Origin of the sequence: Acinetobacter sp. YH16031, assembly GCF_013417335.1 — a bacterium.
Lineage (GTDB): Bacteria > Pseudomonadota > Gammaproteobacteria > Pseudomonadales > Moraxellaceae > Acinetobacter.
Genome location: NZ_VPED01000011.1, coordinates 19,773 through 42,866, shown reverse-complemented (window position 1 = coordinate 42,866; position 23,094 = coordinate 19,773). Strand labels below are relative to the sequence as shown.

Below are 23,094 nucleotides of genomic sequence, written 5' to 3'. Positions count from 1 at the left end.
ATATTACTTCTGAAATTGGCGTCCCTACGGGGATTCGAACCCCGGTTACCGCCGTGAAAGGGCGATGTCCTAGGCCTCTAGACGATAGGGACGTTTCAGAGGTGGGCGTATATTAGGGTGAAAACAGGGGGGTGTCAAACGCTTTTCCAGAGTTTTTTGGAAATTTTCTTTTGAGTGCATAAATTTAAAACAATATTGGCAGAATACTTGAAAAATGTGGGATTTAGGCCGGATTTTTAAGCAATTCCAGAATAGCTTCAACGACCTGAGGATGCAGTAAATAGCCGGTAATGTCATGTGGACGGTGAATATGGGTACGAATGCCATGATTGATGATTTCAGGTTCAAACTTGAATGGCGGTTCGGTAAGCGGAATGGCGGTGAGATAATCATCCGTTGAATAGAAATTGATCCAGTCACCTTTAATTGCCTTAGGTCGTACCACCGGCTGTGCCAGGCTGGATTGAATCACCTGAAAGGCTAATGGCGAACCTAAAGTAATAAAACGCTGTACATTCAGTTCAGGGTGCTGGATGAGATGATTATAGGCAATCACACTTCCTAAAGAATGGGCAATGACAATGCAGGGTTTGCGACCACTCAATTGTCGGGCAATCCGTTCATGCACTTTCCTCATGAAATCAGGGTTATCGAGATAAAGATAAGTTTCAATCAGAAATCTCTGCAACAGAGTGCGATGCAGAGTGGGAAAATAATTGAGTAATAAGGCAAAATCCCGAAGCGCCACATTCCTGCCGAGGGCGGTAAAATAATTGAATTTCTGCCTGAAATCCATGGTGTCACTTGAACTGGGTTGGGCGAAATCGGTAATTGTGGGCCTACGCCAACCAGGACGTGGAACAGGGGCGGGAAGCTGAGGTTGAGTAGGCTTGCGAAAAGGAAAGCTAGGCCATTCCTGGGGCATCAGGGTGCCAGCTTCTAGAATATTGCGGACGTTATAACGTGAAAGCAGATCGCCATAAAATGGAATACGAATGTGACGTTTTAAATAACTAAATCTGGCATCTTGTTGATGTTTACGCATCCCTTTTTGAAGTATATGTAGCCAGCGCTGCCGGATGGAGGCAGCGCTATGATGTTGCTGATTCATTCCATGAATAAAAATAACTTTCATCGACACCCCACTGAGTTCGATAGAATTATATTTACAGTATAGAAAATATTAACGTAGCAAAAGCAGCGCTTTTTGTGGTGTTAATGTGTAAATTATCTTTGATAAAACAATAATTAACAGACATATGTATATTTATAAAAGAGTCATAAATAAACCAGAAAATGAGTAGGTATGGATAAAGAATTTTACTCAGCAGAAAAATAGTGCATAGGAAATATTAAAATTAAATCTGTAAATTAAGATGCTTTTTAGAGTAATTCTAGCAAGGCTTTGATGACTTCCGGATGCTGGACATAGCCATCAATATCATGCGGATGATAAATCGAAGTACGAATCTCCCGATTGATAATTGCCGGCTGAAACTGAAAAGGCGGTTCTGATAATGGAAAGGCAGTCAGAAAGTCATCGCTGCAATAAAAATTAATCCAGTCACCTTTAATAGCTTCTGGTCGATGAACAGGCTGTGGCAAATGTTCCTGAATGACCCGGAAAGCCATTGGTGATCCCATGCTGATAAAACGCTGTACATTTAGTTTTGGGTGTAGAAGCAGATAATGATAGGCGATCACACTTCCTAAGGAATGAGCTATCAGGATACAGGGTTGATCGCTATGCAGCTGCTGGCCAATTCGCTGATGCACCTGCTGCATGAATGTGAAATTTGCCAGATAAGAATAGGTTTCAATCAGAAATTTTTTGATCAGCGTATCATGCAGGCGAGGGAAATGATTCAGTAAGATCACAAAATCCCGTAATAGAGTATTCCGGCTCAAAGTACTAATAAACTTCAGCTTCTGGTTAAAGGTCATGGCATCCTCAACCTTTAGCTCGGGAATTTCACAAATTTCAGATGAATATTGATTGAGATGGGGTGGTGGCTGGGATTTAACTGGAGACTGGAAAGGAAAGCGAGGCCAGTCTTGCGGCATCAAGGTGCTGGCATTTAGCACATTATGTAAATGATGACGGGACAGTAAGTCGCCATAGAAAGGGATACGGATATGCCGTTTGAGGTAGGCAAAACGTGCTTGTTGATGTGACTGTTCCAGACCATGTTTTAGCAGACTCAGCCAGCGTTGACGCAGGGACGCAGAGCTGAATTTCTGCTTATTCATGCCATGAATATAAATAATTTTCATCGACACACCACGCTGGCTGCCTAGAACATTTTCAGTATAAATAAAAAAGAGCAGCCGAAGCTGCTCTTTTAGTCATTTTAATGTTTAAGCATTTTTGTGATAGAACTTATAGTAGCTGGCATAACACAGTGCGATAAACAGCAAGCAGCCAAAGAAACTGATACGCATGCTCGGATCAAACACCATACTGATACAGGTAATCAGACAGAACAGAAAACCCAGAATCGGTACGATCGGGAATAATGGCGCAGCAAAATCAAGATCCTTCGCTGTTTTACCCTGTTTGTACCATTCGCGGCGGAAGTTGAACATGCTCAGACAGATGCTCATCCAGACCACTACCATGGTAAATGCTGCAATACCTAACAAGTTAGTAAAGATGGTTTCCGGTGCGAACTGTTCAGACAGCAAACCAGGCATACCGCCAATCATGGTGACAATGACTGCAATATAAGGTACACCACGCGCATTTAAGCGGGAAAATACCGCTGGTAACTGTTTGCTGTAAGACAATGACCACATCATACGGGATGCAGCGAATAGACCTGAGTTAGCAGCAGACAGTAGTGCTGTGATAATCACAAAACGGATAATATCTTCGGCATAAGAAATACCGATGTGCTGGAATACTGTCACGAAAGGACTACTACTGACACCTTCAGCTGCCAGACCTGCTTCCTGATGCGGAAGAAGGGAGGTCACCACAATAATCGTACCTACAAAGAAAATCAGTAAGCGGAAAATTGCAGTATTAATCGCTTTCGGTACATTTTTGGCCGGATCTTTTGTTTCACCCGCAGCCACACCAATCAATTCAGTTCCAGAGAAAGCAAAGTTTACAATCAGCATGGTTGTGAAGATTGGGAACAGACCTTCGGGGAACCAGCCTTGAGCTGTCAGGTTACTGAACAGCGGGGCAGCTTCCTGTCCTTGATAGCTTACTACACCAAAGATAGCGAGTAGGCCAAGCAGGATAAAGGTTACGACAGTAACGACTTTCACCAGTGCCAGCCAGAACTCGGACTCTGCAAACCAGCGAGTGGAAATCATATTCAGTGCGAATACGAAAGCACCAAAAATCAGTGTCCACATCCACATGGAGCTATTCGGGAACCATTCCTGCATTAATAAAGCTGCAGCGGTAAATTCAGTTCCCAAGGTCACTGACCAGGTCAGCCAGTATAGCCAGGTAATGGTGTAGCCAGTCCCTGGTCCAATATAGCGTTTGGCATAGGCGCCAAATGAGCCAGATTCGGGCATATGAACGGCAAGTTCACCCAAACATAGCATAACCATGTAAGCGATGATCCCGCCAAGGAGATAAGCAAGAATGGCACCTACAGGCCCCGTTTGTGCAATGACTTCACCCGAACCTAGAAATAGGCCTGTTCCGATTGCGCCACCAAGCGAAATCATGACCAGATGTCGAGTACTCATAGCGCGTTTTAAAGGCGCAGAATTGCCCTGATGCGTAGCATCATTCGGAGATGAGTGCATAGGAGTCAAAAAATAAAAGAATGAAGCGGGTTATTGTAGTGAAAAACTACAAATCTGCAACGTATTAATATTGATTATGTATAAGACTTGATCGTGTGCGATCAGATAATGGCGTCCCTACGGGGATTCGAACCCCGGTTACCGCCGTGAAAGGGCGATGTCCTAGGCCTCTAGACGATAGGGACGTTGCGAGGTGATGGCTATATTAAGGACTAAGCCGGACTTTGTCAAAAGAGTTTTTACTAAAATGTATTTAACAGTTTAAACATTAGGCAAAACAAAAACTTTATTTTATTAAGATATTATTTTCTGAACGGATTTACCTGATATGAAAAAATAAACCCAATCGGAATTGGGTTTAATAAAGAAATTATTTCAGTTCAAAAGTTTAGAATTTAAGCTTTTTGATGATAAAGCCAATAGTAACTTGCATAACATGCTGCCATAAACAATAAACAGCCAATAAAACCAGAGAGCATTTCAGGGTCAGCTGCCATACTCAGACCGGTTGCAGTACAAGTTACAAAACCTAGAATGGGAACTAAAGGGAACCATGGTGTACGGAATTTTAGTTCAGAGACACTATGACCAGACTTCAGCCATTGGCGACGGAAATTAAACTGGCTCCAGCAGATACTCATCCAGACAATCACCATGGTAAAAGCGGCCACGCCCATTAGGTTTTTAAAGATGACATCTGCACCAAACTGCTCAGAGAGCAGACCAGGCAAACCGCCAATCATGGTGACCCAGACTGCTACATAAGGCACGCCGGATTTACTGACTTTAGCAAACAGTCGCGGTAACTGGTTTTGTGAAGACAATGCCCACATCATACGTGAAGCTGCATAAAGGCCAGAGTTTGCAGTCGACAGCAGTGCAGTGATAATTACGAAACGGATAAAGTCTTCCGCATATGTAATACCCATTTGGGTAAACACGGATACAAACGGACTGCTGCTTAAGCCCCCATGACCACCGACCTGTAAACCCGCATCGGTATAAGTCAGCAGCGAGCTAATCACGATAATGGTCCCGACAAAGAAAATCATTAGACGCCATACCGCAGCATGAATCGCTTTCGGTACATTTTTCTCAGGATTTTCGGTTTCACCGGCAGCGATCCCGATCATCTCGGTACCGTTAAAGGCAAAATTCACGATTAGTAATGTGGTGAATAACGGAATTAAACCATTTGGCAGCCAGCCATGTTCAGTCAGATTGCTGAACAGCGGTGCGGATTCATAACCTTGGAATGGAATAAAGCCAAAGATACAGCCAAAGCCCAGAATAATGAAAATCAGTACAGTCGCAACTTTAACCAGTGACAGCCAGAATTCTGATTCAGCAAAGGTACGGGTTGAGCTTAAATTGGAGAGCAGTACACCTGCAGCAAAGATCAATGTCCATAACCAGATCGAAGTTTGGGGAAACCATTCCTGCATCAGAATCGCAGCGGCAGTAAATTCGGTACCCAAGGTGGCTGACCAGCCGAGCCAGTACATCCAGGACACCATATAGCCTGTACCCGGCCCAATATAATGGGTTGCAAAGGCACCAAAAGAACCAGACACGGGTAAATGTACGGCCAGTTCACCGAGGCAGAGCATGACCATATAGGCGATCAAGCCACCAATAATATAGGCCAGTACTGCGCCCAAAGGTCCAGCTTGTGAAATCACTTCACCGGAACCCATAAACAGGCCGGTACCAATAGCGCCACCAAGGGAAAGCATGATCAGATGACGTGTGCCCATGGCACGTTTTAACGACGGAGTTTGACCCTCAACAGACGAATGCTGTGAAGGTGGAGAGGGAGATTGCATAGCTCAATTAAAAGGAGAGATTTAAAAAAAGTATTTTAGTTTTAATTATGTGAAATATCACATAAATTGGAATTTCCTCATAAAGTTCTTCTTTTAATTTAAAAAATAAATATTTGCAAAGCCTCTTAAAAACTAGTGATCGGGAGTTTGGTATTGCTCAGTCGGTGTTTTTTCAGCAGGCGTAGTTTCTGCTCGGTTCTCAGCAGTTTTATCATCGCGACTGATCACATAAATATAAAGCGCTGAAGGTGCCAGAATAAGTAAAACAAGCAGGATTTTCTTTAGCATGGGAAAATTGATCAAAACCTAACATCAACTTGATTATAGCCTAAGCAAACGAGAAAGGGCACCAAACTCAGTCATGCGAAATTTATAACAATAGTATTGAAAGCAATAATAAGAAAAAGAGTTTTCTTGGAAAAAATGAAAGAAGAAGGGGATAAATAAGATGGCGTCCCTACGGGGATTCGAACCCCGGTTACCGCCGTGAAAGGGCGATGTCCTAGGCCTCTAGACGATAGGGACGTTTAGAAGATGGCGGTATCTTATTGATCCGCCACCAAAGTGTCAAGCAGGTGAGGTGCGAGTTTGTTTAAAATATAGCAAAACAGTTCCGCAGTCTTTTGCGTATCGTATAACGCAGAGTGTGCTTCTTTGCCATCAAACTCAATACCGGCCTGAATACAAGATTTAGCCAGAACCGTTTGACCAAACATCACCGCACTTAAAGTCACGGTATCAAACACAGAAAAACTGTGAAACGGATTCTGGTTTTTGGTTCCGGTACGGGCAATTGCTGCCTGTACAAAGCCCAAATCAAAATGCGCATTGTGACCGACCAAAACGGCATGCGTACAATTTTGCTGACGACGCACTTCATTGACCGATTTAAAAATACGTTTTAACGCGGTTTTTTCATCTTCAGCCATTGCGATCCGCATCGGATTTGACGGGTCAATCCCGATAAATTCCAAAGAGCGGCGATCCAGGTTGGCACCTTCGAAAGGATTGATATGTGCGTGGTAAGCTTCACCGGGCACAAACTGGCCATCTTCATTATAAACAATAGGAATGGCCGCAATTTCTAACAAGGCATCAGTCTGTGCATTAAAGCCTGCTGTTTCAACATCGACAACAACAGGCAAAAATCCACGGAAACGCTGACCAATGACTGGAAGAGTTTCATTTGTCACATTTTTCTCCATTGAATGGTTTTTCCTGCATATAGCGGAACGATTTGTTCACCATCCAAGTAGTCTAGACTTTCAGGAATAACTTGATCTTCTTTGACCAGCGTAATGGTTTTGGTATTACGTGGGAGGCCGTAGAAATCTGCACCAAAGTGGCTGGCAAAACCTTCTAGGCGGTCGATTTTACCTACTTGATCAAAGGCCTGAGCATATAACTCAATTGCAGTCGGAGCACTATAGCATCCTGCGCAGCCACACGCATTTTCTTTGGCATTTTTTGAGTGCGGTGCACTGTCGGTGCCTAAGAAAAATTTAGGATTACCGCTCGTTGCCACTTCAAGCAACGTTTGCTGATGCGTCTGACGTTTTAAAATTGGCAGACAATAGAAGTGCGGCTTGATCCCACCAACCAGCATATCATTACGGTTAAACAGTAAATGCTGTGGGGTAATAGTCGCAGCCACATTACGATCCTGTTCCAGTACGAAATTAGCTGCCTCGCTGGTAGTAATGTGTTCCAGAACCAGTTTCAGTTTCGAGAACTGTTTTAGTAATGGTGCTAAGACTTCATCAAGGAAACGTTTTTCACGGTCAAAAATATCGACATGATTATGCGTCACTTCACCGTGCAGCAATAAAGGCACCTGATGCTCTTCAAGCTGTTCAATGACTGAATATACTTTACGAATGTCGCTTACACCGCTATCCGAGTTGGTGGTTGCGCCAGCAGGGTAAAGTTTAATAGCATTGACATGCTCAGAATCTTTAATCTTTTTGACTTCACTTGGAGAGGTATTATCTGTGAAATACAGCACCATGCGTGGATCAAAATCGCTACCTTCAGGAACATGCGCCATAATACGTTCACGGTAGCTTAATGCTTCTTCCACAGTTTTAACCGGTGGAACAAGGTTCGGCATACAGATGGCGCGGGAAAACTGTTTAGCTAGATCAGGAACGGTGCGTTGCAGAGCGTGACCATCACGCAGGTGGGCATGCCAGTCGTCTGGCTGGAGAAGGGTAATCGTATTCAAGGCGAATTCAATCGGAGAAATAAAACAAATGATAATGCATCTATGCCTAAAATGGTAACGAGAAATATATACAAAATAAGGGATATCTATAAATTAATTTATAAAAGTATGATATTTTAAAATTAATAAAAAAATTACATAAATACTTGGCAATGGAATACAAGTACAATCTAGCAAAATTGCAAGATAAAAAAGAAAAAATAGAAGAATTAATCACACGGCAAAGTCAGCGTGTAGGCTCGGTTTTCCCTCAGAATCTGGAACAGGAGTTCTGGAGCAAAAACCTGGAGCGAGCACGTAAACATGTCGAAAAGTATGTCTGGGCAGGTGTACTGACCTATTTTATTTTTCTGCTGGTCATGATTCCGACCGACTACTGGATTATCGATTCACAATATTTCGTGCAAGATTTTGTGCGCTGCATGCTGGGGCTGATCAATGGTAGTCTCGCTTTACTTGCTTTTTATTTCTTCTCCTGTCTACCTAAAATCAAACGCTTTTTTCCGCAGGCTTCCATGCTGCTGATGTTCTGGATGATAGTCTCGACCTCCTATCTGACCATGTCCATTCAAACAGTAAGCTTGCAACATCAGTCGATGGCGATCATCACGATTATCTACATTCTGGGTTATATTCTGACCGGAGTAAAACCTTTACAGATGTTAATCACGGGGTTATTTGCTGCACTTTGTACGGTCTGGCTGTTATCCGTGTTATCGATCGACTTTAATGCGCTGGTCTTGGGTCGGATTCTAATTGGCAGTAGCCTATTGGGATGTGTGATTAGTTATATGCTTTTTGCCCGTGAGCGCATGATTTTTCTATATACCATGCGGGCTAGAATCAGTGAGAAAATTCAGCGGATTCATACCACAGAATTGTTGCATTTAAGCCAGCATGATGAGCTGACCAAAATCTCTAATCGACGAACTTTCGATGAAACACTGGATATTTTCTTTGAACGTTCTCGCCGTAATCAGCATGCTTTGGCGATTTTGTTTATTGATGTAGATCACTTTAAAAACTATAACGATTTTTATGGACATCAAAAAGGGGACGATGTCATTTCCAGTATTGCCTTTACCATTAAAAATGCGATCCGGCATATGGACTTTGTGGCCCGTTATGGTGGCGAAGAGTTTGTGGTACTGCTTCCGGAAACTGATGCGCATGGTGCTTATGCAGTCGCTTCCAATATCTTTAATGCGATTGAGCGTCTGGAAATTCCGCATGAGAAATCTGGTGTGGCTGATCACATCACCATCAGTTTGGGCATCACTGTGTATCGTGGTGAAGACTTTATTGATAAGGATGTCTTATTGGGAATTGCCGATCAGGCGTTGTATCGGGCCAAACAGCTAGGACGGAATCAGATTTATTATCAGTCGATCCGCACTGCAAATCCAAACAGTGTGAACACCTAAATCGAATCTATAAAAAAACCGCTCAATTGAGCGGTTTTTTTGACGTTAAAACAAACTTATTTGTTTTTGTCTTTTAATTGAGGTACTGCAGAACCTGTACCTACTGCAAGTAAGCCAGAATCTGTATAGATACCCAGTTTTGCACGTGTATCTGTGATGTCCAGGTTACGCATAGTCAACTGACCGATACGATCCGCTGGAGAGAACATAGAATCACCTTTCTCCATAGTCAAACGCTCAGCTTCATAAGTGAGGTTAGGAGATTCAGTGTTCATGATGGTGTAGTCATTACCACGACGCAGTTCTAAAGTCACAGTACCAGTGATAGCTTTAGCTACCCAACGCTGTGCAGTTTCACGAAGCATCAATGCTTGAGAATCGAACCAGCGACCTTGGTACAGAAGACGACCCAAACGAAGACCGTTGATACGGTATTGTTCGATGGTATCTTCGTTATGAATACCAGTGACCAGACGTTCATAAGCGATGTGAAGAAGGGCCATACCCGGAGCTTCGTAGATACCACGAGATTTCGCTTCGATGATACGGTTTTCGATCTGATCTGACATACCTAGACCATGACGGCCACCAATACGGTTTGCTTCAAGAATGAACTCAACTGGATCTTCGATACGTTGACCATTGATTGCAACAGGGAAACCTTCTTCAAAAGTAATCGATACTTCTTCAGGTTTGATTTCAACTTCTTCTTTCCAGAATGCAACGCCCATGATTGGGTCAACGATTTTGATACCGGCATTCAGGTATTCAAGATCTTTGGCTTCGTGAGTCGCACCCAACATGTTTGAGTCAGTTGAGTAAGCTTTCTCTTTTGACATTTTGTAGTCAAAGCCATTGTCGATCAGGAACTGTGACATTTCTGCACGGCCGCCTAGCTCGTCAATGAAGGTCTGGTCTAACCAAGGTTTGTAGATTTTCAGGTTAGGGTTGGTCAACAGACCGTAGCGGTAGAAACGCTCGATGTCGTTACCTTTATAAGTAGAACCGTCACCCCAGATGTTCACGTCATCTTCTTTCATTGCAGTTACCAGCATGGTACCTGTCACTGCACGGCCAAGAGGAGTCGTGTTGAAGTATGGAACACCACCTGTAGAAATATGGAACGCGCCACATTGAATTGCAGCAATACCTTCTAATGCAAGCTGTAAACGGCAGTCGATCAAACGTGCTTTTACTGCGCCATAAGCTTCAGCTTTTTTTGGAATCGCATCGTAATCGTCTTCGTCTGGTTGACCCAAGTTTGCTGTATAAGCATAAGGTTCAGCGCCTTTTTGTTTCATCCACAAAAGAGCTGCAGAAGTATCTAGACCACCAGAAAAGGCAATACCAACTTTTTTGCCTACAGGTACATTCTGTAAGATAGTTGCATTATCAGACATTGTTAATCCTAACGATAGAATAATATAGGCACCACTTATATTGGTGGCCAAGGAGAATTTTGAATGCAGATATTGTAACACCTTTCAAATGGCAAGTTTTCGCAAAAAAAATGCAAAATCTAAAAAATAGACAAAAAAATAAACAATCTAATGCAAAGAGAGCCATCACAAATGGCCTTGAATTAGCCAAATCTGGGGTTTTTAAGCTGGCTAAGACTAAAGTTCTATAGGCTTCATTTTATTTCAACCTTTGCTTCTCTCGACCTGTTAAATACCGGATGTTGCTTAGCTATCACTTATATTGAATTCCATCTTTTAATATAAAAATTGGTCATACCAATTATATTTTAATAAATTAGCTATTGCAGTATTTTAAATATTTCATTAACTTTGGCTGGATAAAAGACCGATATTGGTCTGTTTAATGCTAAATTGGTCATACCAATAAGCTTTTGAACATGTCCTGTAATGAAATAACAAACAAGCATTTCAAGGAGTAGAGAATGCTTCAACAGTGGCAACAAATTTACGATCCAATCGGAAATATCTGGATTTCCAGCGCGATCGCCCTTATTCCAATCGTATTCTTTTTTCTTGCTCTTGCTGTTTTCAGAATGAAGGGCAGTGTAGCGGGAACGATTACTGTGGCTTTGGCATTTCTGGTGTCAATGTTCCTCTACAAAATGCCAGTCACTATGGCATTGGCTTCCATGGTCTATGGGTTCTTCTACGGCTTGTGGCCGATTGCCTGGATTATTATTGGCGCCGTATTCCTTTACAAGATTTCAGTGAAGACCGGTCAATTTGACATTATTCGCTCATCGATCCTGTCATTAACCGAAGACCAGCGTTTACAAATGTTATTGGTCGGCTTCGCTTTTGGTACTTTTCTGGAAGGTGCTGCAGGCTTTGGCGCACCGGTTGCAATTACTGCAGCGTTATTAGTAGGTCTTGGATTTAAACCACTGTATGCCGCGGGTTTATGTCTGATTGTGAACACTGCACCTGTGGCTTTTGGTGCGATGGGAATTCCGATTATTGTCGCTGGTCAGGTATCAGGCGTAGACACCATGGAAATCAGCCAGATGGTAGGACGTCAGTTGCCAATCATGGTACCCATTGTACTGGTATGGATTATGGCAATCATGGATGGCTGGCGTGGTGTGAAAGAAACCTGGCCTGCAATTTTAGTCGGTGGTGGTTCTTTTGCCCTGGCGCAGTTCCTGACTGCTAACTATGTGGGTCCTGAATTACCCGATATCACTGCAGCAATTGCATCTTTGGTGAGCTTAACGGTATTACTCAAGTTCTGGCAGCCAAAACATATTTTCCGTTTTGATAATGAACAACAGGTCGATAGCAACATTGCTTTGGCAAGCCAGCAAAAATATAGCATCGGTCAAATTATTAAAGCATGGTCGCCATTTGCGGTACTGACTGCCATGGTAACTTTATGGAGCATCAAACCATTTAAAGATCTGTTTGCCAAAGATGGGGCTTTAAGTGATTTAGTAATTTCCATTAAAGTGCCTTTCCTGCATCAAATGATCCAAAAGTTGCCGCCGGTGGTCGCTGAAGCGAAAGATTACGACGCGATCTATAAATTTGACTGGTTATCGGCGACGGGTACAGCGATCATGATCGCTGCAATCATCACCATCATTTACCTGAAAATGAAACCGAAAGAAGCTGTAGCGACCTTTGCTGAAACGGTAAATGAGCTGAAAACACCGATTTACTCAATTGGTATGGTATTGGCATTTGCTTTTATTGCCAATTACTCAGGCTTATCGGCAACCTTGGCATTAGCCCTGGCACATACAGGACAAGCGTTTACATTCTTCTCGCCATTCCTGGGTTGGGTCGGTGTATTCCTGACAGGGTCTGATACTTCAGCAAACGCATTGTTCTCGGCTTTACAGGCAACCACGGCTCAGCAGATCGGTGTACCTGAAGTATTGCTGGTGGCTGCGAATACCAGCGGTGGTGTAACCGGTAAAATGATTTCACCACAATCGATTGCAATTGCCTGTGCCGCAGTGGGTCTCGTCGGTAAAGAATCGGATTTATTCCGCTTTACCGTAAAACACAGTATCACCTTCACGGTGATGATCGGTATCATTATCACCTTACAAGCTTATGTGTTCCCATGGATGATTCCATAACACCATACTGAGGGCGGTGCAATGAAAGTCTCTGATAAAGTCGTACAAAGTCTGCGTAATCTGATTGAAAAAAATCATATGCAGGTCGGGGACCGTTTGCCCGCAGAACGTAAATTATGTGAACAGTTAGGTGTGTCGCGCTCTTCGTTGCGAGAAGCACTGCAACATCTGGTTAGCCAAGGCATGCTAGTGAGCCGTGTCGGTGCCGGTACTTATTTGCAGGAACTGCCGAATCACTGGTCACAGCATCATATTGTGCAGCCTTTAAGTGACCTGATGGATGTCGATCCTGAATACCGTTTTGATGTTCAGGAGTCTCGTCTGATTCTGGAAGGCGGTACAGCCTGGTATGCCGCACAGCGCGCCACACCCGATGATATAAAAAAAATCAGACAGTGTTACGACCAGATTGCACACTATCAGCTGTTGGGTGATGACGATGAGGCAGCTCGCGCGGATGCCCGTTTTCATCTTGCCATTGCCGAGGCATCGCATAATGTGGTGCTGATCCAGTTGATGCGCAGTCTGTTCGACCTGTTGCAATTTAATGTGGTACTCGGACGACGCAAAGTCTATTCCGAGGCCCACCGTTTTGATCAGTTGCAGGACCAGCACTTTAAGGTGATGGCTGCAATTGAGCGTCAAGATCCAGAAGCTGCACGTCAGGCAGTTTGTGGACACATTGAGTTTGTCATTCAGCAAGTACGCACGATTGATGAGGATGAAGCCCGTCAGCAGCGTATGAGCCGATTAAACAGGATCTAAATTATGATTATCTCTTCTGCAAATGATTACCGTGAAGCCGCACGACGTCGTCTTCCACCATTCCTGTTTCATTATATTGATGGTGGGGCTTATGCAGAATACACGCTGAAGCGCAATGTAGAAGATTTATCAAAAGTAGCGCTGCGTCAACGTGTCTTGAATGACATGTCAGCGCTAAATCTGGAAACTAAATTATTTGATGAAACCCTGTCGATGCCGGTGGCCTTGTCACCTGTAGGCTTGACCGGTATGTATGCACGCCGTGGAGAAGTACAGGCAGCAGTTGCGGCAGACCAAAAAGGGATTCCATTCACTTTGTCGACGGTATCTGTGTGTCCAATTGAAGAAGTGGCACCAGCGATCCAGCGCCCAATGTGGTTTCAGCTCTATGTCCTGCGTGACCGTGGCTTTATGAAAAATGCCTTGGAACGTGCCAAAGCTGCGGGTTGTTCAACGCTGGTCTTTACCGTGGATATGCCAGTGCCGGGTGCACGTTACCGTGATGCGCATTCTGGCATGAGTGGACCAAATGCAGCGATGCGCCGTTATATGCAATCTTGCATGCATCCGCATTGGGCCTGGAATGTCGGCTTAATGGGTCGTCCACACGACTTGGGTAATATCTCGAAATACCTCGGTAAACCGACAGGCCTTGAAGATTATATCGGCTGGTTGGGTGCCAATTTTGATCCGTCTATTTCCTGGAAAGATCTGGAATGGATCCGTGACTATTGGGATGGTCCGATGGTGATCAAAGGGATTCTGGATCCTGAAGATGCTAAAGATGCTGTACGTTTCGGTGCGGATGGCATTGTAGTATCCAACCATGGTGGTCGTCAGTTAGATGGTGTGTTATCTACCACACGTGCCTTGCCACCAATTGCTGATGCGGTAAAAGGTGAACTGAAAATCCTGGTCGACTCTGGTATCCGTAATGGTCTGGATGTGGTGCGTATGCTGGCAATGGGTGCGGACACCTGTATGCTCGGTCGGGCCTTCGTTTATGCATTGGGTGCTGCAGGCGGGGCTGGTGTCAGTAACCTTCTTGATCTGATCGACAAGGAAATGCGTGTTGCCATGACCTTAACAGGTGCCAAGACCATTGCTGACATTACACAGGATTGTCTAGTAAGGCTCGATCGCGAAATTTCACAATAAAACTAATCAGGATGACCACTCTAAATCGTGGTCATCCTAAAGTAATTCGGAACAACAGAATTGCTGCTATTTCATCTATTCAAGATTAAAAATCCAAAACATGCTTATGGCTGATTTTATAAAAAGATAGCCATAAAAATGAAACGGGGCTCTACTATGCAAAACTCATTTGACGCTACTGCGACCTTAAACAATCTGGTCGCTGTGGTCGGCCAGCGACATGTATTGACGGACGATCACGATACTCATCTGTATCGGCAGGGCCGGCGTTATGGTTCAGGTGAGGTGTTTGCGGTCGTCACTCCAGGTTCATTACTGGAACAATGGCAAGTATTGCAAATTGCTGTTGCAGCAGACTGTATCGTGATTATGCAGGCAGCCAATACCGGTTTAACTGGTGGTTCAACGCCGTTTGGTGAATATGACCGTCCAGTGATTGTGATGAGTACTCGCCGTCTGGCAGGTATTCAGGTGATCCAGGAGGGCAAACAGGTTGTCTGTTTGCCGGGTGCAACACTTGATGCACTGGAAAAGCAGCTGGCACCATTTAACCGTGAACCGCATTCGGTGATTGGTTCATCCTGTATCGGTGCTTCGGTGTTGGGTGGTGTGTGCAATAACTCCGGTGGAGCCTTGGTTCGCCGTGGGCCGGCCTATACTGAACTGGCATTGTATGCGCGTGTCAATGAACATGGCGAACTGGAGCTGGTGAATCATCTCGGTATCCATCTGGGTCATAGTCCGGAAGAGATTCTGAAAAATCTGGAGCAGAAACAATATAATGAGCAGGATATCCAGCAGCAGGAACATCGCTGTGCTTCCGATCATCGTTATAGTCAGGATGTGCGTCAGGTCGATGCTGATACTCCGGCACGTTTCAATGCAGATCCAAGCCGTCTGTTTGAAGTCTCTGGTTCTGCGGGCAAGGTGTGTGTTTTTGCAGTACGACTGGATACTTTTGAAAAAATCCCAAGCCAAGTGTTCTATGTCGGCACTAACTCGCAGGATGACCTGACGGAAATCCGTCGTTTTTTGCTCAAAGATCTGCCGCGTCTGCCGATTGCTGGAGAATATATTCACCGTGTGGCTTATGACATCGGTGCGGAATACGGCAAAGACACTTTTATGTTCATTGAAAAATTTGGTACTGCCAAAGTGCCTGCCGCATTTGCCATGAAAGACAAGGTTGATGGGATATTGCAGAAAATGGGGCTACGTGGTTTAAGCGACAAAATTTTGCAAATGATCAGTAAAATGCTGCCATCACATTTGCCAAAACGCATGAACGAATACCGTGATCTGTATGAGCATCATCTGATTCTCAGAATTGAAAATCAGGATGTGGCACAGGTACAGGCATTCTTTGAAGGCTACTTTAAGGCTCATCCTGGCGGGAACTATTTTCTCTGCACCGAAGACGAAGGACGTAAGGCATTTCTGCACCGTTTTGCCGTAGCTGGTGCAGCAATTCGTTACCGTGATACCCATTTAAGTGAAGTGGAAGATATTGTGGCGCTGGATATTGCGCTGCGTAGGAATGAGCGCCAATGGGTAGAAACCTTGCCACAGGAGATGGAAGAGCAGATCTTACATAAACTTTATTATGGTCACTTCCTGTGCCATGTATTTCATCAGGATTACATTGTAAAAAAAGGGGTTAATCCGCTGAAAATGGAACATGCCATGTGGAAGCTGCTGGATGATCGTGGTGCGGAATATCCAGCTGAACATAATGTAGGGCATCTCTACATTGCCAAACCGGCGTTAAAAAACCATTACCAGAAGCTGGACCCGACCAATAGTTTTAATGTTGGTATTGGGCATAGCTCAAAGCTGAAATACTGGAAATAAGCAGAAAAACTGAGAATAACAACAATAACATTATGATCTGGCCTATCTCATGCAGTGCTCGCACTGCATTTTTTTATCTATAAAACATTGGAAAAATACAGGTTGTACGAATGTTGCAATAGATCGAAAAATTGCTGATTTAAATCCAGTCTTGGGTTTTAATATGCCAGGTAGAGATCATGATCTGGTCCTGATACGATAAAACCAACAATAACAAGTTTTTAGGAGTCTCTTATGAATTCAAGTATCACCCCGCCACAGCTACCACGACTGCATGAGCGTAATCAGACTTTGTCTGTATTGCATGGCATTTATGCCGGCCTGTTGATCTTTAGTGGCGCAGTTTTTCTTTATCTTGAATCTCAGCAAAGAACCGCTTCAACCATCAGTCTGGGACTTGTCATTTTATTAATGCTGGTATTGATCTATTTCAATATTCAGGCAGCTCTGAAAGTTAAGAAAGGTCAGGGCGAGGGACGTACACTTTCCCGAGTTATGGCGGTGCTGATGCTGTTGAGTTTTCCTGTAGGAACAGTACTGGGGGCAATTGCATTATGGAAAAGCTCGGCGAAACAGTGGGAGGCCTGAGTTGACCTGAGAAAGCAATAATTTTGTGAAAATGCCATAAACAAAAATAAAAAACACGCTAGAGTAATATGCAACAAGTTGCAAAGCCATCATCAAAGGGAATAGCCATGACAACGACTCGTTATGCGAATATTTTAAAACCGCTTCATCTGGGATTTACCACGATTAAAAACCGGGTGGTGATGGGATCAATGCATACGGGCTTGGAAGATCGTTTTTATAATTATCCTAAACTGGCCGCTTATTTTGGTGAACGTGCCAAAGGTGGTGTGGGTCTCCTGATTACTGGCGGGATTTCACCGAATCGTCAGGGCTGGTTATTGCCTGCTGGCGGAACCATGAATACCTTGGGCGATGTTGCACCGCATCGACTGGTTACGCATGCCGTGCATAAGCATGGGGCCAAGATTCTGTTGCAGATTTTGCATGCCGGACGTTATGGCTATCAGCCTTTTGTGGTATCTGCCAGTCCGATCAAATCGCCAATTTCACCTTTTAAACCACGTCAGATGTCTGAAAACCAGATTCTGGATACGATTCAGGACTATGTTAAAACTGCAAAACTGGCTAAAAAAGCCGGCTATGACGGCGTGGAAATTATGGGCTCGGAAGGGTATTTGATTAACCAGTTCTTAAGCCGCCATGTCAATCAGCGTACTGATCGCTGGGGTGGAGAAATTGAAAACCGCATGCGTTTTGCGGTAGAGATTGTTAAAGCAATCCGTGCTGAAATTGGTGAAAAATTTATTATCTGTTTCCGCTTATCCTTGCTAGATCTGGTACATGATGGCAATACCATGCAGGAAGTGATTACCGTCGCTAAAGCATTAGAGAAGGCTGGAATAACTTTGCTGAATACCGGTATTGGCTGGCATGAAGCGCGTATTCCGACAATTGTCACTTCTGTTCCTCGTGCTGCATTTGTAGATTACACCGCAGAAGTCAAAAAGCATGTTGCTGTTCCAGTTATTGCATCGAACCGGATCAATATGCCAGAAACGGCTGAAGCGATTTTGGCATCGGGTCAGGCAGATATGGTGCAAATGGCACGCCCGTTATTGGCAGATGCATTCTGGGTGAATAAGACAGCAACCAATCGTGTTGATGAAATTAATACCTGTATCGCCTGTAACCAGGCCTGTCTGGATCATACCTTTAAAAATAAGCGCGCTACCTGTCTGGTGAATCCACGTGCCGGCTATGAAACCGAACTGGTTTATGTCAAAACCAAAAAACCTAAAGGCATCGCCGTGGTAGGTGGTGGGGTGGCAGGCCTATCCGCAGCTACAGTCGCTGCCAGCCGCGGTCATGATGTGACTTTGTTTGAAGCCACTAATGAAGTGGGTGGACAATTTAATCTGGCCAAAGTGATTCCAGGCAAAGAAGAATTTCACGAAACCATTCGTTATTTCAAAGTACAACTGGAAAAAACCGGGGTAGATGTCCGTTTAAATACCCGAGTAAATCGGGAACAACTGGAACGCGAAGGTTTTGATGAAGTCATTGTTGCTACGGGCGTTGTTCCGCGTGAATTGAAAATTGCCGGTAGTGATGCACCTCAAGTCCTGTCTTATGCTGAAGTATTGCGCGGTGCACCAGTAGGAGATCGTGTCGCTGTCATTGGTGCCGGAGGAATCGGTTTTGATGTATCAGAATTTTTATTAAAGCCACCGCATCAGCCACAACCGCAACCTGTAGATGAATGGAAACGGGAATGGGGTGTAGATCTGCATGCAAATTATGTAAGTGAAGGCGGACTGCAGCCCGCACAAGTCGAGCCACCTGTACGTGAAATTTATCTATTACAACGTAAAACTACTGCTTTAGGAGCAGGCTTAGGTAAAACCACGGGCTGGGTTCATCGTGCCCAATTAAAAAAACATGGCGTACGCATGTTACGCGGTGTGCACTATAAATCGATCACGGATGAAGGTTTGTGGATTGAAGTGGATGGACATGATCAGTTGCTGCGTGTAGATACGGTCGTCGTTTGTGCTGGTCAGGAGTCAGTCAAAAATGTCATGCCTTCAGAAGGACAAAAGACTTTAGCGAATTACCATATTATTGGTGGAGCAAAGCTGGCTGCTGAGCTGGATGCCAAGCGTGCAATTCGCGAAGGGGCAGAATTGGCAGCAAAATTGTAAGGATTTGATGAAACTATATGCAGTTGATGAGATTCACTGTAATTTTCACTTGTCAGTCACCTAAAAGCTCCGTATTATTGCGCACATGGAAGCGTGGCAGAGCGGTTTAATGCACCGGTCTTGAAAACCGACGAGGGCTTATACCCCTCCGTGAGTTCGAATCTCACCGCTTCCGCCAGATACGAAAAACCCCGATTATTGATCGGGGTTTTTTTATTATCTAAGTTTTATTTATTCGGAAATTGTCTAATTTTTAAGATGTAGATAGATAACAAGCTAATTGATCTAATTTCCTAAATATTTTCTTATTAAAAAGTGAATAAATAAAAACGAATGCATATATAGCTTTAATTTCTAATATTTAATCTCAATCAATGAGCTTAAACCTAAATTAAAAAAGTATGATCTAAACTTTTATCTGACAAGAGGATATAAAAATTTAGAGCTTATTTTATTGCCGTTATCAGTTTATTAAATAGAACATTTTTCATTATTAATTCGCTGAATGACTGAAACAGCTGAAAGTCGACTAAGATAGTAGGATAATTTTTTGTTCTTTTCGGCTTTCATTTATGTCGAATCTTAAAGTGCGAGTTAAAAATGGCAACTGAACCTCTGAATCCTAAACGTCCACTTTATATTCCCTACGCAGGCACTGCATTACTTGAACTCCCATTGCTGAATAAAGGCTCAGCTTTCTCTGTAGAAGAACGTATTCATTTTAATTTACATGGACTTTTGCCCCAAGCGATCGAATCGATTGAGGAACAAAGTCAGCGTTCGTATCAACAATACTGCTCATTCAATGATGCAATCAATAAGCATATTTACCTACGTAACATCCAGGACACCAACGAGACGCTTTTCTATCACCTGATCGAAAATCACTTAAGCGAAATGATGCCGATCATTTATACGCCAACGGTAGGAGAAGCATGTCAGCATTTTTCCGAGATTTATCGCCGTCATCGCGGGGTTTTTATTTCTTATCCAGATCGGGATCATATTGAGCACATCCTGCATAACGTGAATCGAAGAAATGTCAAAGTGATTGTAATTACGGATGGAGAGCGCATTCTTGGTTTAGGTGATCAAGGCATTGGCGGAATGGGCATTCCGATTGGAAAGCTAGCTTTATATACGGCCTGCGGAGGCATTAGTCCGGCCTATACCTTGCCAATTACCTTAGATGTAGGCACGAACAATGAGCAGTTGCTGAATGATCCGATTTATATGGGATGGCGTCAGCCTCGTATCACTGGTGATGAGTATTATGAATTTGTCGAAATGGTGATACAGGCGATTCAGCAAAGATGGCCAGATGCACTGATCCAATTTGAAGATTTTGCCCAGCACAATGCCATGCCTTTACTGGAAAAATATCGTGATCGAGTATGTTGCTTCAATGACGATATTCAGGGTACGGCAGCTGTGGCAGTAGGCAGTCTGATTGCAGCTTCCTATGCGTCAAACAAACAATTAAAAGATCAGACTGTTGCCTTTCTGGGAGCAGGTTCAGCCGGTTGTGGGATCGCTGAACAGATTGTGGCAAAAATGGTGGCGGAAGGCCTGACTGATGCAGAAGCCCGTAAGCGGGTCTTTATGGTGGACCGCTTCGGCCTTATTACTCAAAACCAGCCAAATCTATTAAATTTCCAGAGAAAACTGGCTCAAGAACCAGAAAATATTGCTGAATGGGGAAATGCCGAAGAGATTATTTCTCTATTGGATGTCATCAAATATGCAAAACCCACAGTACTGATTGGGGTATCTGGACAGCCGGGATTATTTAGTAAAGAAGTAATCACGACCATGGCTGAAAATTGTGAACATCCGATCATCTTTCCTTTATCGAATCCTACTTCTCGCGTAGAAGCTGTTCCAGCCGATATTATTCAATGGACCAATGGGAAAGCTCTGATTGCTACAGGTAGCCCATTTGCACCCGTTAATTATCAGGAACACATTTATACTATTTCTCAATGTAATAACTCTTATATTTTCCCGGGAATTGGACTAGGCGTGATTGCTTCAGGCGCTACACGAGTCACGGATAATATGCTGATGGCATCAAGTAATGCCTTAGCAGAATGCTCTCCAAAACTTCAAGACCCAACCGCCAATTTGTTGCCAGATCTGGATCAGATTCAGCATATTTCCAAGATTATTGCTCTAAGGGTTGCACAAGCTGCGGTTGAGGATGGCGTCGCTCCAAAAGTTGGTTCTGAGGTGCTGCAGAAAGCCATAGATGCGAATTTCTGGATACCGGAATACCGGGAATATAAGCGTGTGACCTTTTAATATTATTAGGGAAAGGGCAGTCTAAAATTAAGTAAAGCAGAGCGATGACATTGTTATTTCTCTGCTTCTTTGTTTGCAGGAAACGAAAGTACACTAAAATGTAAAAGTTTAACTCACTGAAGCAATATGGATTTATTTTATCAAGTCGTTGAAATTAAATAAAATATAATGAAAATTCTGTAAATAATAAAATAATATTTATAAAGTAATTAAATATATATATAAGAAAACTTGATTATTTTAAATCTTCCTGTATACTGGCCTTAACTAGAAAAAAGTCTTGTTGCAAAAAATCTTCCTTAAGTATCGTCGTTTTATTCATAATCCTTCGTTTTATCCAGATTTTAAGTTCCATTCTTTATTATTTTCAAAGTTACAACTGGTCATTCAGATGACTAAAAATTATTAAAAATTAGTAGGTTTTATTATGTCAAACTCAAATATTGTTAAAGGTACTGTAAAGTGGTTCAACGAAACTAAAGGTTTCGGTTTTATTCAACAAGAATCTGGTCCAGATGTTTTTGCTCATTTCAGTGAAATTGCTAGTTCAGGTTTTAAAACCTTAATGGAAGGCCAGCAAGTTGAATTCAGCGTAGTTCAAGGTCAAAAAGGCCCAAATGCTGTAAATATTACTGCGCTATAAGTCTGTAGAATAAAAAAGCACGCATCAGTGCTTTTTTATTGTTTTAAATAAAAGTTAAAAAGCTTTTTCCAGATTGGAAGAAGTATAAAAATAGGATACAAGTTGTTAAAAATTAATGAATTAATTGCAAAATCTAAAAATGGTACAGAAATTATTGTTTCTTTGATTCCCTTGAATAAAATGCAAAATACACGTCAAGGTTTTAAGGAAATTGAAGTAGGTAAAAGAGTGCTGCTTCAATCAGGAATCGAAGTTGACCTGAATCTAGATGGTCGTACATTTTATACATCTTTAAATCAATTATTTAAATTAAATCATAAAGTTATTTAATATTTAAATTATATATTGGCTAACCAATTTCTAGCCGATCTCTCTCATAATCATTATTAAAGGTTTATTTATGCTTAAGCAAAATATCAGTGTGAAAGATCAATTCGGTGTTCAATACGTGATTCAGGCTACTGTTGACCCTGATTTTGTTCATACCCAATCGGATTCTAACGTTAAACATATTACGGTTGAAGGTGAAAATATTCGCCCAAGTTTTGAAATGTTTTTTCAAAGCACTATCAGCGGCAAAATTTTCAAAATTATTTAATGGTCATATAACATGACCAAAAGTGCATATAAAAAATCCTGGTATCTTGCCAGGATTTTGTCTTTGAAATTATTCACTTCTTAATTAAACCTATTCATCGTCTTATAAATAAACCCTGAATTAATAAGCATATTTTAGTTCACACTTAAATCGACTTAGCCATCATTTCAGTGATCTATATTTTATATCTTCTACTACTTATGCTTTTAGGTATAAAACTATCATGAATCTATAAA

At 42.8% G+C, this 23,094-nt stretch carries 20 protein-coding genes and 4 tRNA genes; 13 read left to right on the top strand and 11 right to left on the bottom strand.

The features are described 5' to 3' along the window. Positions 1 to 16: 16 nt before the first annotated feature. From FTV31_RS07165 to pyrC, 10 genes are all read right to left on the bottom strand, one after another. Positions 17 to 92 (bottom strand) — tRNA-Glu (locus FTV31_RS07165). 131 nt (positions 93 to 223) lie between these two features. Further along, positions 224 to 1,135, bottom strand: coding sequence for an alpha/beta hydrolase (locus FTV31_RS07160; RefSeq protein ID WP_180013915.1), 912 nt, complete (start codon positions 1,133 to 1,135; stop codon positions 224 to 226). Between the two features lie 248 nt (positions 1,136 to 1,383). Further along, on the bottom strand, positions 1,384 to 2,274 hold the full coding sequence (locus tag FTV31_RS07155; protein WP_180013912.1) for an alpha/beta fold hydrolase: 891 nt from the start codon (positions 2,272 to 2,274) through the stop codon (positions 1,384 to 1,386). A gap of 84 nt (positions 2,275 to 2,358) precedes the next feature. Beyond that, the gene (locus tag FTV31_RS07150) at positions 2,359 to 3,771 is read right to left on the bottom strand and encodes an amino acid permease (RefSeq protein WP_180013910.1); all 1,413 of its coding nucleotides are present in this window, start codon (positions 3,769 to 3,771) and stop codon (positions 2,359 to 2,361) included. A 109-nt stretch (positions 3,772 to 3,880) separates the two neighbouring features. Further along, positions 3,881 to 3,956 (bottom strand) — tRNA-Glu (locus tag FTV31_RS07145). 210 nt (positions 3,957 to 4,166) lie between these two features. Further along, positions 4,167 to 5,597 carry an amino acid permease gene (locus FTV31_RS07140; protein ID WP_180013908.1) on the bottom strand — a complete coding sequence of 477 codons (1,431 nt, stop codon included), beginning with the start codon at positions 5,595 to 5,597 and terminating at the stop codon, positions 4,167 to 4,169. A 132-nt stretch (positions 5,598 to 5,729) separates the two neighbouring features. Next, positions 5,730 to 5,885 (bottom strand): hypothetical protein, encoded by a 156-nt coding sequence (locus tag FTV31_RS07135; protein WP_004782839.1) that lies wholly within the window; start codon positions 5,883 to 5,885, stop codon positions 5,730 to 5,732. 161 nt (positions 5,886 to 6,046) lie between these two features. Next, positions 6,047 to 6,122 (bottom strand) — tRNA-Glu (locus tag FTV31_RS07130). Between the two features lie 20 nt (positions 6,123 to 6,142). Then, positions 6,143 to 6,802 (bottom strand): ribonuclease T, encoded by a 660-nt coding sequence (gene rnt, locus FTV31_RS07125; RefSeq protein WP_034704922.1) that lies wholly within the window; start codon positions 6,800 to 6,802, stop codon positions 6,143 to 6,145. Further along, positions 6,787 to 7,821, bottom strand: a complete 1,035-nt coding sequence (gene pyrC / locus FTV31_RS07120; RefSeq protein WP_180013906.1) for a dihydroorotase — start codon at positions 7,819 to 7,821, stop codon at positions 6,787 to 6,789. Before pyrC ends, rnt begins: the two co-directional genes overlap by 16 nt. 152 nt (positions 7,822 to 7,973) lie before the next feature. Between pyrC and FTV31_RS07115 the strand changes: the two genes are divergently transcribed. Next, positions 7,974 to 9,245, top strand: a complete 1,272-nt coding sequence (locus FTV31_RS07115; RefSeq protein WP_180013904.1) for a GGDEF domain-containing protein — start codon at positions 7,974 to 7,976, stop codon at positions 9,243 to 9,245. A 56-nt stretch (positions 9,246 to 9,301) separates the two neighbouring features. Here the strand turns inward: FTV31_RS07115 and argG are convergent, their stop codons facing one another. After that, on the bottom strand, positions 9,302 to 10,645 hold the full coding sequence (gene argG / locus FTV31_RS07110; protein WP_005234795.1) for an argininosuccinate synthase: 1,344 nt from the start codon (positions 10,643 to 10,645) through the stop codon (positions 9,302 to 9,304). A 59-nt stretch (positions 10,646 to 10,704) separates the two neighbouring features. Between argG and FTV31_RS07105 the strand changes: the two genes are divergently transcribed. The 12 genes from FTV31_RS07105 (at position 10,705) to FTV31_RS07050 (ending at position 22,858) form a co-directional block, all read left to right on the top strand. After that, entirely contained in the window at positions 10,705 to 10,875 is a 171-nt protein-coding gene (locus FTV31_RS07105) for a hypothetical protein (protein ID WP_155858011.1), read from the top strand. 273 nt (positions 10,876 to 11,148) lie between these two features. Further along, positions 11,149 to 12,810 (top strand): L-lactate permease, encoded by a 1,662-nt coding sequence (gene lldP / locus FTV31_RS07100; RefSeq protein ID WP_180013902.1) that lies wholly within the window; start codon positions 11,149 to 11,151, stop codon positions 12,808 to 12,810. Between the two features lie 21 nt (positions 12,811 to 12,831). After that, complete coding sequence (lldR, locus tag FTV31_RS07095) at positions 12,832 to 13,575, top strand: transcriptional regulator LldR (protein ID WP_004810656.1); 744 nt, start codon at positions 12,832 to 12,834, stop codon at positions 13,573 to 13,575. Positions 13,576 to 13,578: 3 nt separating this feature from the next. Further along, positions 13,579 to 14,733, top strand: coding sequence for an FMN-dependent L-lactate dehydrogenase LldD (gene lldD, locus FTV31_RS07090; RefSeq protein ID WP_048881570.1), 1,155 nt, complete (start codon positions 13,579 to 13,581; stop codon positions 14,731 to 14,733). A 156-nt stretch (positions 14,734 to 14,889) separates the two neighbouring features. After that, a complete protein-coding gene (gene dld / locus FTV31_RS07085) occupies positions 14,890 to 16,584 on the top strand; it encodes a D-lactate dehydrogenase (RefSeq protein ID WP_180013900.1) in 1,695 nt (564 codons plus the stop codon). A gap of 234 nt (positions 16,585 to 16,818) precedes the next feature. After that, complete coding sequence (locus FTV31_RS07080) at positions 16,819 to 17,172, top strand: hypothetical protein (RefSeq protein ID WP_004893699.1); 354 nt, start codon at positions 16,819 to 16,821, stop codon at positions 17,170 to 17,172. Between the two features lie 107 nt (positions 17,173 to 17,279). Continuing rightward, on the top strand, positions 17,280 to 19,316 hold the full coding sequence (locus tag FTV31_RS07075; protein WP_180013898.1) for an NADPH-dependent 2,4-dienoyl-CoA reductase: 2,037 nt from the start codon (positions 17,280 to 17,282) through the stop codon (positions 19,314 to 19,316). Between the two features lie 87 nt (positions 19,317 to 19,403). Then, a tRNA-Ser gene (locus FTV31_RS07070) sits at positions 19,404 to 19,494 on the top strand. A gap of 422 nt (positions 19,495 to 19,916) precedes the next feature. Beyond that, positions 19,917 to 21,617: an NAD-dependent malic enzyme gene (locus tag FTV31_RS07065; protein WP_180013896.1), complete on the top strand. Its 1,701-nt coding sequence runs from the start codon at positions 19,917 to 19,919 to the stop codon at positions 21,615 to 21,617. Positions 21,618 to 22,044: 427 nt separating this feature from the next. Further along, positions 22,045 to 22,260 carry a cold-shock protein gene (locus FTV31_RS07060; RefSeq protein WP_004782814.1) on the top strand — a complete coding sequence of 72 codons (216 nt, stop codon included), beginning with the start codon at positions 22,045 to 22,047 and terminating at the stop codon, positions 22,258 to 22,260. 102 nt (positions 22,261 to 22,362) lie between these two features. After that, a complete protein-coding gene (locus FTV31_RS07055; protein WP_004782813.1) occupies positions 22,363 to 22,590 on the top strand; it encodes a hypothetical protein in 228 nt (75 codons plus the stop codon). Positions 22,591 to 22,660: 70 nt separating this feature from the next. Continuing rightward, positions 22,661 to 22,858: a hypothetical protein gene (locus tag FTV31_RS07050; protein WP_004782812.1), complete on the top strand. Its 198-nt coding sequence runs from the start codon at positions 22,661 to 22,663 to the stop codon at positions 22,856 to 22,858. Positions 22,859 to 23,094 lie beyond the last annotated feature (236 nt).